Source organism: Chryseobacterium ureilyticum (assembly GCF_900156735.1).
GTDB classification, from domain to species: domain Bacteria; phylum Bacteroidota; class Bacteroidia; order Flavobacteriales; family Weeksellaceae; genus Chryseobacterium; species Chryseobacterium ureilyticum.
The window spans coordinates 25,195-39,628 of sequence record NZ_FTOL01000004.1; the positions used below are offsets into that span (position 1 = coordinate 25,195).

At 36.4% G+C, this 14,434-nt stretch carries 8 protein-coding genes; 7 read left to right on the plus strand and 1 reads right to left on the minus strand.

Features of this window, described 5'->3' with window-relative positions:
• Positions 1–5: 5 nt before the first annotated feature.
• Positions 6–2,921: a SusC/RagA family TonB-linked outer membrane protein gene (locus BW983_RS12725; RefSeq protein WP_076552309.1), complete on the minus strand. Its 2,916-nt coding sequence runs from the start codon at positions 2,919–2,921 to the stop codon at positions 6–8.
• Between the two features lie 177 nt (positions 2,922–3,098).
• Here BW983_RS12725 and BW983_RS12730 point away from each other — a divergent pair, with 177 nt between their 5' ends.
• The 7 genes from BW983_RS12730 (at position 3,099) to BW983_RS12760 (ending at position 14,434) form a co-directional block, all read left to right on the plus strand.
• Positions 3,099–4,292, plus strand: a complete 1,194-nt coding sequence (locus tag BW983_RS12730) for an MFS transporter (RefSeq protein WP_076552310.1) — start codon at positions 3,099–3,101, stop codon at positions 4,290–4,292.
• A 16-nt stretch (positions 4,293–4,308) separates the two neighbouring features.
• The gene (locus tag BW983_RS12735) at positions 4,309–5,097 is read left to right on the plus strand and encodes an NUDIX hydrolase (RefSeq protein ID WP_065394684.1); all 789 of its coding nucleotides are present in this window, start codon (positions 4,309–4,311) and stop codon (positions 5,095–5,097) included.
• A 128-nt stretch (positions 5,098–5,225) separates the two neighbouring features.
• Positions 5,226–6,404: an acyl-CoA dehydrogenase family protein gene (locus BW983_RS12740; protein ID WP_076552311.1), complete on the plus strand. Its 1,179-nt coding sequence runs from the start codon at positions 5,226–5,228 to the stop codon at positions 6,402–6,404.
• 161 nt (positions 6,405–6,565) lie between these two features.
• Positions 6,566–8,524, plus strand: a complete 1,959-nt coding sequence (locus BW983_RS12745) for a T9SS type A sorting domain-containing protein (protein ID WP_076552312.1) — start codon at positions 6,566–6,568, stop codon at positions 8,522–8,524.
• A gap of 353 nt (positions 8,525–8,877) precedes the next feature.
• Complete coding sequence (locus BW983_RS12750) at positions 8,878–11,673, plus strand: TonB-dependent receptor plug domain-containing protein (RefSeq protein WP_076552313.1); 2,796 nt, start codon at positions 8,878–8,880, stop codon at positions 11,671–11,673.
• A 20-nt stretch (positions 11,674–11,693) separates the two neighbouring features.
• Positions 11,694–12,917: a DUF4876 domain-containing protein gene (locus BW983_RS12755; RefSeq protein WP_076552314.1), complete on the plus strand. Its 1,224-nt coding sequence runs from the start codon at positions 11,694–11,696 to the stop codon at positions 12,915–12,917.
• Between the two features lie 2 nt (positions 12,918–12,919).
• Positions 12,920–14,434 carry a DUF6850 family outer membrane beta-barrel protein gene (locus BW983_RS12760; protein WP_076552315.1) on the plus strand — a complete coding sequence of 505 codons (1,515 nt, stop codon included), beginning with the start codon at positions 12,920–12,922 and terminating at the stop codon, positions 14,432–14,434.

A 14,434-nucleotide genomic window follows, 5' to 3' on the forward strand; every position in this document is an offset into this window, starting at 1 on the left:
ACGTATTAAAATTGAATATTGGCACCAAGCAGGAATGTTCTTGCCTGTGGATAGTAAGCTCTGTCAACCCCTACAATATCCTGTTCGGAATTGTTTCTTCCTGCAATTTCAGGATCATAACCTGTATATTTCGTGAAAGTAAATAAGTTTTCACCTGTAATATACAGTCTCACTTTGCTCATCCCGAAACGGCTCGTCACATCTTTAGGAAGTGTGTATCCTAACTGAACAAGCTTTACACGTATATAATCTCCCTTCTGAAGATAATAGCTGGACATCCATGAATAATTATGGTTAGGGTCATTTCTAGTTATTCTCGGATTATCATTGGTAGAACCTTCGCCTGTCCAACGGTCAAGAACTTTTGTCTGATAGTTTGCATCAAGCAAATCCAGTCTTCTTAATCCCTGGAATATTTTATTTCCTGCCTGACCTTGTGCAAAAACCATAAAATCAAAGTTCTTGTAATTTAAGTTTACTGTAAGCCCGAAAGTATATTTTGGAATAGAGTTTCCTAAGTTTACTTTATCTTCCTCATCAATTTTACCATCACCATTATTATCTTGCCAGATAAAATCTCCCGGTCTTGCATTAGGTAATAACCTGTCTCCGTTTGCATTTACATAACTGTCAATCTGTGCCTGGTTCTGGAAAACACCGCTATACGTCTGTCCATAGAATGATCCGTAAGGCTGTCCAACAGCAACTCTTGAGATAGGTCCCATAGTCTGGAAAGAAGCAAGGTTGAAATAATCAATATCATCTTCTAATCGTAAAACTTTGTTTTTGATTGTTGCAAAGTTCCCGTTTACTGATATACTGAAGTCGTTCCAGTTCTTTTTGTAGCCCAATTCAAGTTCCAAACCGGAGTTTTCCATATCTCCAACGTTTGACCAAGGCAAATTCGGCATCCCTACATACCCCGGAATATTGATCTGTCTTAAAATATCAGTGGTTTTCTTTTTGTACCAATCTGCGGTAAATGTGAAATTGTTGAACAATTTAAAATCGGCAGCAATATTCAACTGGCTGGTCTGTTCCCATTTCAGGTGTGGATTTGCTAGTGTACTCGGAGCATAACCAATGATGATATTATTTCCTGAATTCGTATAGTTACTTCCTGAAACCATAAAATTTGCAAACCTGAAGTTTTCCATTTCATCATTTCCTAAAACACCATACCCACCTCTTAGCTTTAAACTATTGACTACTTTATTATCTAGCCAGAAGTCTTCATTATGAACATTCCATCCTAAGGACATAGACGGGAAAGTTCCCCAGTGCTGATTTGTCGCGAATTTCGAAGAACCATCTCTACGAATTGTTCCTGTAAACAAATATTTATCTGCATAATCATAAATAATTCTACCAAAGTAAGAAGCTTTACGGGTCTGAATTCCGTCCCAGCCTTTTGCGGTAATATCATCCTGCGGAATATCAAAATTGAAAGACGCATCATACCAATGATCGATAGGCAAATTACTGTAAGTAAGACTTGCTCCTCCTGATATATTATATCGGTATACTCCCTGTCCTACCATAATGTTGATGCTGTGATTCCCAAACTTATTCTGATAAGTCAACGTATTTTCCATACTCCATTCGAACTTATTCTCGTCAACTTTGTTTAAGCTGTTGAAACCTGTATTGCTGAAGTTCGGACTTAAATAATATTTCGGAGTAAAAGAACGGCTTCCCCAATAAGATTTTTTACCGTTCAGACTTGTTTTGAATGTAAAATGTTCAAGAAACTTAAGTTCTGCAAACACATTTCCTACAAAATCATCAGACCAGCTATAGTTTCCTCGTTGAATTTCACGGAAAGCTCTTGGATTGGTCATTTCATTGTTTACATAGCGTGAGATTCCGTAAGGATTACCGTAAGGATCACGGATGATATAAGGGTTTGTATAACCACTTGGATCTACCATTGACCAGTCTGTCACCACTTCTGGGGTAATCGGATCCAGGTTAACCGCAGAAGCAAGAGGTCCTCCAAACTCTTCATTAGCACTTACTCCCTGAGATTTTGTATGCGTATAAGCAAAAGTTTGTCCCAAGGTCAGGTAATCCGTAACCTTATGAGTAGAATTGAATCTGGCATTGATTCTTTTATAGTAAGATATATCACTCATTACGATACCTGTCTGATCAAAATAACCAAACGATGTATAGTAGCTTGATTTATCATTTCCTCCCGTAATACTTACCTCATGTGAAGATTTTTCACCTGTTCCGAAAATAGTATTCTGCCAGTTGGTTCCCTTTCCGAATGAATCAGGGTTGGCAAATTTCGGAGCCTGCCCGTCATTGGTAAAACCTTCATTGATAATCTTTGCGTATTGTGATGCATCTAAAAGATCAAGTTTTTTCGCTGTATTTGAGAAACCATAAAAACCGTTGTAAGAAAGAGTAAGTTTCCCTTTTTTCCCTTTTTTCGTGGTCACCAGAATTACACCTTTTGCAGCAGAAACACCATAGATTGCGGATGAAGCACCATCTTTCAGTACCTCGATACTTTCTATATCAGACTGATTCAGCCATCCGATATTATCTACCACAATACCATCCACTACCCATAAAGGGCTGTTACTTCCTGCACCAAAGCTGGTAATTCCCCTCACACGCACCGTTGCCGCAGCACCCGGCTGTCCGGAATTCGTGACTACAGAAACACCCGCTGCTCTACCTTGCAATACCTGTTCAGGTTTACCCGTCGGAATATTTTCTATATCACTGGCTTTAATACTTGCAATAGCTCCGGTTACATTACTCTTTTTCTGAGTACCATACCCGATGACTACAATCTCGTCAATCTTATTTTCTTTAGAAAGCGTATCTTTCTTTGTCTGGGCATTGAAATTAGCCGTGAAATAAAGGGCGGCTACTACTCCCAAGCTTGTTGGTATTCTTATGTTCATATACAGTCATTGTTTTAATTCTCAAATTGAGACAATAAAAATATATTTTTTTTCAATTAATTAACATTAGATTAATAAATATTTTAAAATTTCGTTTATTTCTGAGGGTTAAAAGCTATATCTTCGCACCAATAATTCATAAAAAATTATAAAAATTCAATAAAGACCATCCCGAAAATGACCGCTAAGCTTTCAAAAATTTCTCTTCCGCTAAAATTGACCTTTCTTATTTTTTCGATGGTACTGAACTGTATGGGACTTATCATCCTTCAGCTTGCAGACGACAATATCACATATGGAGAACTGGGATTTCTGGAGTCTTTTAAAGATCTTCCCATTGCTTTCATCTCTCTTTTTGCGGTAGGTTTCATTAATAAAACGGGTTCAAAGAAAGCTTTGATCTTAGCATTAACAATTGTAGGGTTTTGTTCATGTCTTCTTCCTTTTATGGCAGATTTCTGGTTTTATAAATTGTGGTTTGCTATTATCGGTGCCTGTTTTGCTATTGGTAAAATCTGTGTATTTGGAATCATAAGGAATAATATTTCTGATGAAAAATCACTTGCTAAAACCATGAACAGTGTGGAGGCTTCCTTTATGATAGGAATTTTTGTAGTCAATACAGGTTTTGGATGGTTGATCTCCAGTCAATATTCCGAATTCTGGAAATTTGGCTTTTTAATGATTGCCGTTTTATCTGCAATCACCATATTTCTCCTTTCAAAAGCTGATATATCAGAATCGAAGCCCCTGGAAAATAAGAATGTTTTTTCCGAACTATCAGGCTTTACCACACCTTCTATTGCGTTGTTTCTAGGCGTAGTATTTTTTATTGTTTTTGTGGAGCAGGGTTTCAATTCCTGGCTACCGTCTTTTTATAAAAACCACCTGAATGTCAATTCATTTTTTGCACTTCAGGCAACTTCCTTTCTATCTCTTTTTTCATATGCAGGAAGAACTGTTACCGCAAATATTATCCGTAGATTTGAACTTTCAAAGTATTATATTACCTGTATGTCATTGATTTTTGCTTTGTTATTGATCATTTTAGGAATTCAATATTTTGATTCAAAAGATTCAAGAATGATTCTCTTTTTATTTCCGGTTGTAGGTTTATTCCTGTCACCGCTCTACCCTGTTATCAATTCAAGAATGATTGCGCAGGTAGACAAAGAAAAAGTGAATCTTTTTACTTCACTTATCGTTATTTTTTCTTCACTGGGAAGCTCTGTCAGCTCAATCATTATGGCAATACTTTTCGGAAAACAACTTTTAAACTATTATCCATTATATATTTTATTTTCTGTAAGTCTTCTTTTTGTAATCAGTTTGATGTATTTTAACGTCTCAAAAAGAAAATATAGAAAATAGTTTTATTTTTACAACCATGAAAATCAAAGACACAAAAAGCAAAGAAACACTTCAGGAATTAATCGACACAAAGGATTTCGTTGCCCACATCTCTGTAGACTGTACTATATTCGGCTTTCACAATAATATTCTGAAGGTACTTTTATTAAAGTATCACGATCTGGATCTGTGGTCACTTCCGGGAGGATTTGTTTTCAATGATGAAGATCTTCGCGAAGCCGCGGAAAGAGTTCTTTATGAAAGAACACACCTTAAGGATTTGTTTTTAAAGCAGTTCCACACATTTGGAAGAATAGATCGTACGGAAAATAATGTTCATCAGATCCTGCTTAGAAATAAAGGTATTGAAGTTCCGGAAGATCACTGGATTTTTCAGAGATTCATTACTGTAGGATATTGCAGCCTTATTGATTTCTCGATCGCCAATACTTTCCCGGATGCCTTTAATGAGAGCTGCGAGTGGTTTGAAGTAAGCAAATTACCAAAAATGGCATTCGATCACGACAGAATCATCGAAACCGGACTGGAATACCTGAGAATGAACATCAATACTGAAGTTGCAGCAAGTAATCTTCTTCCTGAAAAATTTACAATGAAGGATCTTCAGGCGCTTTATGAAACCATTTTAGGACAAAAATTCAGAAGAAATAACTTCCAGCGAAAAATATTAAGTCTCAACATTCTGGACAGACTGGAAAAACTGTATGACGGCTCAGCCAACAAGGCTCCTTATCTTTATAAATTTAAAACAAAGGTACACAATGCCACCAATCAGTATCCTATCTCCAATGATGAGGAGTCTTAAAATGTGAAATTTTTCCCTTAAATAGGAAAACTGTGCATTATCTGTTTGAAAACCAGTATTTACATAAGTTTTCAAAAAAATTTCTCAAACACCACGAAAAATGTTATTTTTAACAAAATCAAAAAATCATGTCATATTATCCTCTTACAAGCATCCCTGATTATTATGGAATTGATGCTTTACTTACTGAAGAACACAAACTGATCCGCCAATCTGTAAGAGATTGGGTTGAAAGTTTTGTAATGCCGCAGATTGATCAGGCAGCACAGAATCATACAGATCTTCCTGGTCTAATGAGAGAATTAGGAAAAATCGGGGCATTAGGTCCGTATATTCCTGTTGAGTATGGCGGTTCCGGATTAGATCAGATTTCTTACGGTCTTATCATGCAGGAGCTGGAAAGAGGAGATTCAGCAGTACGTTCTGCTGCTTCAGTACAAAGCTCTTTGGTAATGTTTCCTATCAACGAATTCGGTTCTGAGGAGCAGAAAAAGAAATATCTTCCAAAGCTTGCCGCTGGAGAAATGATTGGTTCTTTTGGATTGACTGAACCTAACCACGGTTCTGATCCAGGTTCTATGGAAACCTATTTTAAAGATATGGGAGACCATTACCTTTTAAATGGTGCTAAAATGTGGATCACGAATTCTCCTCTTTGCGACATTGCTGTTGTATGGGCAAAGAACGAAGAAGGAAAAGTACAGGGATTAATTGTTGAAAGAGGAATGGAAGGTTTCACTACTCCGGAAACACACAATAAATGGAGCTTAAGAGCTTCTAAAACAGGAGAATTGGTATTCAATAATGTAAAAGTTCCGAAAGAAAACTTACTTCCGGGAGTTACAGGATTGAAAGGACCTTTATCTTGTCTGAACTCTGCTAGATATGGTATTTCGTGGGGGGTAATCGGTGCTGCTATCGATTGTCACTGTACTGCTGTTCAATATTCTAAAGAGAGAAGACAGTTTGGGAAACCTATCGGTTCTTTCCAGCTTCAACAGAAGAAACTAGCTGAATTCTTAACGGAAATTACAAAAGCTCAGTTGCTATGTCTTCAGTTAGGAAATCTTAAAAATGCTCATAAAGCAACTCCAGCGCAAATTTCAATGGCTAAGCGTAACAACGTGAAAATGGCAATTGACATTGCAAGAGAATCAAGACAGATTCTTGGAGGTATGGGAATTATGGGTGAATTCCCAATGATGAGACATGCTGCGAATTTAGAATCTGTGATTACTTACGAAGGAACTCATGACGTTCATTTGTTAATCACCGGTTTAGATATTACAGGTATCAACGCTTTTTAATATAAAGCTAAAATATATTGAGAGAGTCTGGTCTTTGGATCAGACTCTTTTATTTTACTCACTTTACAGAGAATTTATATTCAATGAATAGTTGTTAATGCCTCTAAATTTTTGTGAATTTATTAAAGTTATTACCTTAACACTAATAAAAATACATTAATATGAAGAAAATCGCAACTATTTTATTTGGTCTTACTGCGTCATTCTACTTTGCCCAGCAGGCTGGTGATCTTGTAAGTGTAGAACAGAAACTAGATTTAACTCCACAGGGAGTCGCTAATTTAATCTCCAATAGCTCTGGTGATCAAAACAATCCTGACTTTGTAAGCTATCTTAATAATTTTAATCTGGGTTTAAAAGGGTACAAAATTACCTACTATACCAAAAATGAAAAAGATGTCCTGGTAAAAGCTACAGGGCTTCTTATGTATCCTAATGTCAACATGAAGCTCTCTACTGTAGTATCCGATCACGGGACCACAGACAGCAGACACAATGTCCCTTCCAATCTAAAAGGAGTTTTGACTATTGGTTTTGCGCTTGAGCTTTCCTACGTTCTCAATGGCTATATTCTAATGGCTCCGGACTATGTGGGTATGGGAGACGGTGAAGGTGTTCATCCTTATGTAGATTATGCAACGGAGGCTGGCGCTACCATCGATTTCGTGACTGCTGCGAACAAAGTTTTAGCTCAGCAGGGTGTAAAACGCTATGATGAATACTTCCTTACCGGATATTCTCAGGGAGCCCATGCTGCCATGTCTACTTTAAAAAGATTAAGTATTTCCAATCCCGGAAATTTAAAATTTAAATATGCCTACATGGGTGATGGTCCTTATGACATGTCAGAAACTACTTTAAAAAAGGGTGTTTTAGAAAAAGATATTTACCCGTTTAGTTCATTTTTAGCCAATGTTCTTCACAGCTGTAACAATACAGGTTATAAAACTTATACTAATAATATTTCAGAAGTAATTTCTCCAGAATATCTTGAAAAATATGATTATCATGTTGTTCAGGATAACGGTGGTCTTCTGTGGGGTCCATTTCTATGGCGAAAGCTTTTCACAAGCAACTTTATAAATGATGTGACCACCAATCCCAATCATAAATTCAGACAATGCCTGAAACCTAAAGATGTATACGATTGGTATAATAAAACTCCAATGACTTTAGGGCATTCTACCATTGATCTTGCCATTCCACCGGAAAATACTTCTAAGACCATTGATGTACAACGTGGCTATTATGCATGGTGGGATTTAAATAAATACAAATTAGACTCATTTTATTGGGGACCTCTTGGTCACATAGGTGGTGCTTTACCATTTGTTCTTGCGTCTAATGCTAAGTTCAATACATTAAGAAGCGGAGGATTCTTTAATCAATGGGCTGCATTGGGTTCTGTTTTTGGAAGACAGACTTCAGCCCCATCTTTACAGGAATCTGCTCCACTCTTTTCTTCACAAATAAAACCCGATCTTGGCAAGATGCAATTACTTGAAATAACTGATTTCAACCAGGAAAAACCTGCATCCAGATCAGTGAGGGAAAACAATCTGACATCTCTGAAAGACGGCGTATATCTTTTAAAAGTGTCAGAAAACAATGAGAAGAAAATGATTCCGTTCATTAAAAGTACACCGAAAGAAGTTGCTGAAAACGAGATCATACAATCTGAAAACAATGCTGTTTTAAAATTAAAAATAGATCAGTATGAACTTTCCGGTGTAAACATCTTTGATGAAAGTAAGAACTTGATTAAAAGTATTTCTAAAGATCAATACAAAGAAAATAACGGGATAGATCTACAAGGTCTGGATTCTCAAAAATATACATTTGAAGTCGTAACTTCTTATTATAATCTACAGTTTACCAAAGCTATTGGAGGACAAACTTCGGAAAACAGCACAGATATCTTCGCTCAAAACAAACAAATTAAAGCAAGATCCAACAGCGACATTAAGAATATAAGTATTTACAGTATTTCAGGAGCTTTGATTCTACAACAGGAGATCAACAAGCAGCAATTTGAATCAAAAACCCTGGAACCTGGAGTTTATCTTGTACAAATGACTCTTTCCAATGGAAAAACAATCAACAAAAAAATAAAAATCTAACATCTAATCCTTTTTATAAATATCATTTCAAGTTAATTTTGGCACTTCAGCAATGGAGTGCTTTTTTCATATTTTGCATTTAATTATTTAAACAATATATGAACATTAATCATTCTCTTTAAAATAACTCTAATAATAAAGTTGAGATTACTTTTAACAAAAAAACAATTAATATAAATGCAAAATACTAAATTACAATAAGTTAAAACAAAAAAAACCAGTTTTTAAGCTCGACAAAACACCCATTTGTGTGAAAATTTTTAAATGATTTTTATCAATTATTTTAAATTATTCTAAATAAAATTAGAAAACTTATCTCAGCCACCCTACCTTTGTCGGAAGAAAAATGCCAGATGGTAAGCAACGATCCACGATTTCCTCTAAAAACACAAATTTTCACATTATTAATTTTCTTTACTGCTTTTTCAACAGCCCATTCACAGGAAAGGTCTGCAATGATTTCGTTTGAAATTAAGAACAATCATGCAGAACCCTTAAAAGATTCTGAAATAAAAATTTTATCTACAGAAAATAAATATTCATTATCTACAAATGATAAGGGAGTTGCCACCATGTCTGTCAACCCTGGAAACTATCGCATTGAGATCCATAAAAACGGTACGCTTGGATATTCCGGGACAATCACAGTTACGAAATCTGAGACATTTATCTTCTCATTAGCAGATAAAATCAATTCTATTGAAGAAGTAATCATTACAGCAAAGGAAGGTAAAGGATTGACTTCTTCTTCCGTGATCAGCCAGCGAGCCATGCAACATCTACAGCCTTCAAGCTTTACCGATCTTTTAGAACTACTTCCTGGAGGTCGTTCCGGAGATCCCGTTCTGAATCAGGTTAATAAAATTGGTCTTCGTGAAACAGGAAATCCTGGTAACGATTATAATACTTCTGCAATGGGAACTACATTTCTTGTAGATGGTGCGCCATTAAATTCCGGAGCAAATCTTCAGTATACGTATGATTTCCTGGATAAAAATAATAATGGTTTAAAAAGGCGTCTGAATCTTACCAGTGGTGTGGATATGCGAAGTATTTCCACGGATCAGATCGAAAAAGTGGAAATTCTACGTGGAATTACTTCTGTAATCTATGGAAATTTAACTTCAGGAATTATTAAAATCACCAATAAATCCGGGTATACAAAATGGAAAGCAAGGTTCAAAGCAGATGGTTACAGTAAGCTGTTTGCCATAAGCAAAGGTTTTGAAAACAAAGAACATCATCTAAAAATCAATACAGGGATAGATTACCTGAATGCAAAGTCTGATCCCAGAGACAGGCTTGAAAATTATAAAAGAATTACAGCTAATTTTGGTTTAACAAAGGAAAAACAGCTCAATCATGGCTCTTTCAGATGGCAGACACATCTGAGTTATACCGGTTCACTGGATGGTTCAAAGACAGATCCGGATGTTGATTTATCACAACTCAATTCTTATGAAGTAAACAATCATCTTTTGAGTCTTTCAAATGTGTTGAATTATACCAGAAATGAATCTTTGTTTTATAGATCTACAGAAGTACAGATTTCAGTGAATCAACGATTTGACAAAATAAAACAGACTAAATTCATCCAATTGGAAAACGCAACGGCTTTTCCTCTTTCAAGAACTGAGGGTGAATATGATGGTTATTATCCGGTAGCAAAGTATACTTCTGATTACACTGTGGATGGCAAACCTCTTGATGTTTTCGTCAAAATGGTCAATAATTTCCAGCTGGATTTTAAAACCATTAAGAATGAAATCAATACAGGATTCGACTGGCAGTTAAGTAAAAACTGGGGGCAAGGACAATTATTTGATGTTTACAGACCTATAGATCCGAAAGCGACCTTCAGACCTCGTGCTTACCGTGATGTTCCGGCTTATTCCACTTCTGCTTTGTTTTTGGAAACAATCAGTACGGCAGATTTAGGAAAGCATAAACTTACTCTTGCATTGGGGCTTAGAGGAAATTCTATGCTGAATCTTCCATCTGATTTTAAAATGAACGGAAAGATCTATCTGGATCCAAGAACAAATCTTCAATGGGATCTTCCGGCATTTAATATGCTGAATAAAAAGGCTCAAATAGCATTAACATTAGGTTATGGTAAACAAAGTTTATTCCCTGATCTTAATTTATTATACCCGGAACTGGTGTATAAAGACATCCAACAGCTGAATTACTTCCATGTCAATCCGGATTATAGAAGAGTGAATTATAAGACTATGATCTATAATCCCCAAAATACAGAAATAGAACCTGCAATCAATGAAAAATTTGAGGCAAGAATAGATTTCAGTCTCGGATTTCATCAGTTGTCTGTTACTGTCTTTAAGGAAAAGATGAACAATGCTTTCCGTTCTATGAATGAATATGCGGTGTATCAGTATAAAAAATATGATACGTCATCGCTTGATCATAATGCGATAACGTCACCACCGGATGTGAATACTCTTCCCTATCAGACTATTACAGAAAACTTCACTTATGCTTCACAGCGAAACGGAAGTAAAATAGATAAGGAAGGAGTTGAGTTTCAGTATTCTTCCAACAGAATCCCGGTGATTAATACACGATTTACCCTCAGCGGCGCCTGGTTCCGTACAAAATATGGTAATAGTCTCCCGGTGTATAAAAGATCTGATGTATTGATCAATGGCAGACCTTATCCTTATCTCGGGCTGTACAACGGAATGGAGCCAAATTCTGCCAATGAGGTTCTGAATACGAATCTGATGCTGGATACCTATATTCCAAAACTGGATCTGATATTTTCTTCTTCTTTCCAGTTTTCATGGTTTTCAACAAGGAAATTAGATCCTATGAACGGAATTCCGAGCCATTATGTAGATCAGAACGGTAATATTTTCCCATTCAATCCTGATGCAGCTCAGGGAACGGTTCTCGAAAGAATGATTATCGCTCAGAATGCTGACCGTTATAATACATCCAGAAGACCATTGGAAGCGAATCTTAATCTTAAAGTGACGAAAAGCTTCAGGAATAAAACGGTCATTGTTTCTATGTTTGCCAACAGACTTTTCAGTTATTATGCTCCTTACAGTGTTAATGGAATAACAATCAACAGAAAAGGTGCTCAGGATCCCTACTTTGGGATGGAAATCAATTTCAATTTATAACAATTTCAATCAAATAAATTATGTTTAAACATTTATTAAGAACACTATTATTATTGTGTGCTGTAGTAAGTCTTGCAGCCTGTTCGTCGGATTCTGATGCTCCGGAAGCACAAGCACAGACAACGTTAAACCTTGACCTAAGAGTGGTTCCGGAACACATTCAGGTAAGTGAATATAAATATTTCACGGTAAGCTTTAAAGAACTGAATACCGGTTTTACGGTTATCCAGGAGCTTACAAACACATACTCCCTGAAAACCGTTCTTCCTACAGGAACTTATAACATTAGTGTAGAAGGAAGTATTATATTCGGGGATAATTCAACGCTGACAGAAGCAAAGGTGAGTGGAGTTCAAACCGGGGTCGTTATTAATGGTACTGAACAGACAAAAATCATAGATATCTCACTGAAAGCAGGAAAAAGTAGTGACCTGATCCTTGAAGAAATATTCTTTGCAGGAACTACAACTCCTCAGGGAGCTATGTATTTTGGAGATCAGTATTTCAAAATCACGAATAATACAGATAAAACATTGTATGCTGACGGTATGCTGCTAATTCAGTCTGCTTTCATGACGAATGAAAAACAGGATTACAGCCCAAATATCATGGGAAGTACATTCTCTGCCGGAGCTATTATCAGAATTCCTGGTAATGGTACAACTTATCCTGTTCTGCCTGGATCATCCATTATCATTGCTGAAGACGCCATCAATCACAAAGAATTCAATCCGTCATCCATTGATCTTTCTCATGCTGATTTCCAGATTTTCAAGGAAGATTCTGACGATATTAACAACCCTGCCGTTATTAAAATGACTAATGTATTTGAGAAAATGGTGATTCACACTCAAGGATATTATGCTTATGCTTTAGCACGTATGCCTGCGGGAATGACGAATGATGCATTGGTTAATCAGAATTCATATACTTATACTTACAATCTTACTTTTGGAGGAGATGTGTACCCTATGGACGGCACAGCGGTTAAAATTCCAAACGAGTGGATCACAGATGCTGTAAATCTTAGTGTACAGGATTCTTTCCAGTGGCTTGTAACGTCTCCGTCTTTAGATATGGGATGGACTTCTGTAACGTCTTTTGATGGTGATAAAAACCGTTTCGGAAAAGCGGTACGTAGAAAAGCTGTCGGAAAGACTGCGGATGGAAAAAACATCTTAAAAGATACCAATAATTCTACTGTAGACTTTGATCACGGTGTAAAACCTTCATTATTTAACTAAAAATGAAATATTTTCTTTCCATACTTATCCTGCCTGCTCTTTCCTTTACCACAAAACTTCATGCTCAGGAGAATGATACGATCATGAAAAAGATCCGTGAGGAATACAGCTATGAAAGGATACTTAAAAACAGTATCAACAGCAATCCTTCCAATATGTTGGGAGCTAGGAAATACAGTATTACCACATTCAGCCTGTTCACTCAAAACAGTGATACTCCCAATGAAATACAACAGAAAGGTAAAGGGAAAAATCTATGGGGAGCGGAAGCTCGTACCTTACAGATATTAGACCCTAAAACAACGGTCTGGGGTAATGCATCTTATTCGCAGGGAAAGAACAGACAGGTAGTATGGAACGAAAATACCGACTATGACATCATCTACCCTTATGTAGCAGCTGACAGCGTAGGTGGTGATATGAAATTTGAAAACTATGCTTTTTCTGGTGGCTATTCAAAGAAGATAAATTCTTATACCATAGGGATTACCGGAAGTTACAGGGCTAGTTTAAGCTATCGTGACATTGATCCGAGACCCAAAAATACATCCGCCAACTTTTCGTTGGCGCTGGGTGCTAATAAGCTGATGTTTGAGAAGTTTAAAATCGGGGCTTATCTCGAGGCTGAAAAATATACTCAGAAACACTATTTGAGCTTTGTGAGCAATCAGGGATTTCCTATGATTTACAATATGAGTGGATTGGGAAATTACAACGAATTGCTTTCGGGGAAACTGCGCCAGGCATATTATGAAGGCTGGTCTTACGGAGGAGGTTTGCAGATCTTTGAAGCTGAAAACAGATCTTGGTATCTTACAGCTGGATTAAAAAAGTTTACTCTTGATAAGCTTCTTACCGAGTATACAGACCTTAATGCATCTGCAGTCAATGAGCAGCAGTTTAATTTTTCATTAGGTAAATTCTTCAATACCGGCAGAATCGTATGGGGAATTTCAGCCGACGGAAGCTATAGAGAAAGAAAAGGAACGGAAAACCTGTTTTTGAATGATAATTCCAGAAATTACATACAGATAGGTTCTGCAGAAAGGTACAATCATCAGTTAGCTCATACGATTGTTAAGGGACTTTTAGAAATAGAACATAAAAGCGCAAAATCTACTTTTATCCCCTTTTTAGGAGTGATTCAGGAAAAAGAAAAGTACAACAATCCACTTTCATCTATTGAATTAAATAAAATGGTATATGGCACAGATTATCAATGGTTAAAATCATTCAGTGAAAAACTTTCTCTTTCTGTGGCAATGGGACTTTCTGTAACGGATGTTTATAAGAATAATTCTGTATTTAATCTTTCAGGAAAACCAGCTATTCAACAGATGGTACAAGATAATTACCACTATCTGTCTTCAGATTTCTGGCAGGCAAAACTGGATGTCACTGTTCACTTTACTTTTCCGGTCATTAAAAATGCTTATGTAGGAGGTAAAATGATGTACAGCAGTTTTAAGAACGATAACAATATGCTTTTTGCAGCAACCATAGGAGGTATTTTTTAA

Excerpts from the sequence above, each read along its gene's own strand:
- BW983_RS12725 (WP_076552309.1), bottom strand. The coding sequence starts at position 2,921 with ATGAACATAAGAATACCAACAAGCTTGGGAGTAGTAGCCGCCCTTTAT.
- BW983_RS12730 (WP_076552310.1), top strand. The coding sequence starts at position 3,099 with ATGACCGCTAAGCTTTCAAAAATTTCTCTTCCGCTAAAATTGACCTTT.
- BW983_RS12735 (WP_065394684.1), top strand. The coding sequence starts at position 4,309 with ATGAAAATCAAAGACACAAAAAGCAAAGAAACACTTCAGGAATTAATC.
- BW983_RS12740 (WP_076552311.1), top strand. The coding sequence starts at position 5,226 with ATGTCATATTATCCTCTTACAAGCATCCCTGATTATTATGGAATTGAT.
- BW983_RS12745 (WP_076552312.1), top strand. The coding sequence starts at position 6,566 with ATGAAGAAAATCGCAACTATTTTATTTGGTCTTACTGCGTCATTCTAC.
- BW983_RS12750 (WP_076552313.1), top strand. The coding sequence starts at position 8,878 with ATGGTAAGCAACGATCCACGATTTCCTCTAAAAACACAAATTTTCACA.
- BW983_RS12755 (WP_076552314.1), top strand. The coding sequence starts at position 11,694 with ATGTTTAAACATTTATTAAGAACACTATTATTATTGTGTGCTGTAGTA.
- BW983_RS12760 (WP_076552315.1), top strand. The coding sequence starts at position 12,920 with ATGAAATATTTTCTTTCCATACTTATCCTGCCTGCTCTTTCCTTTACC.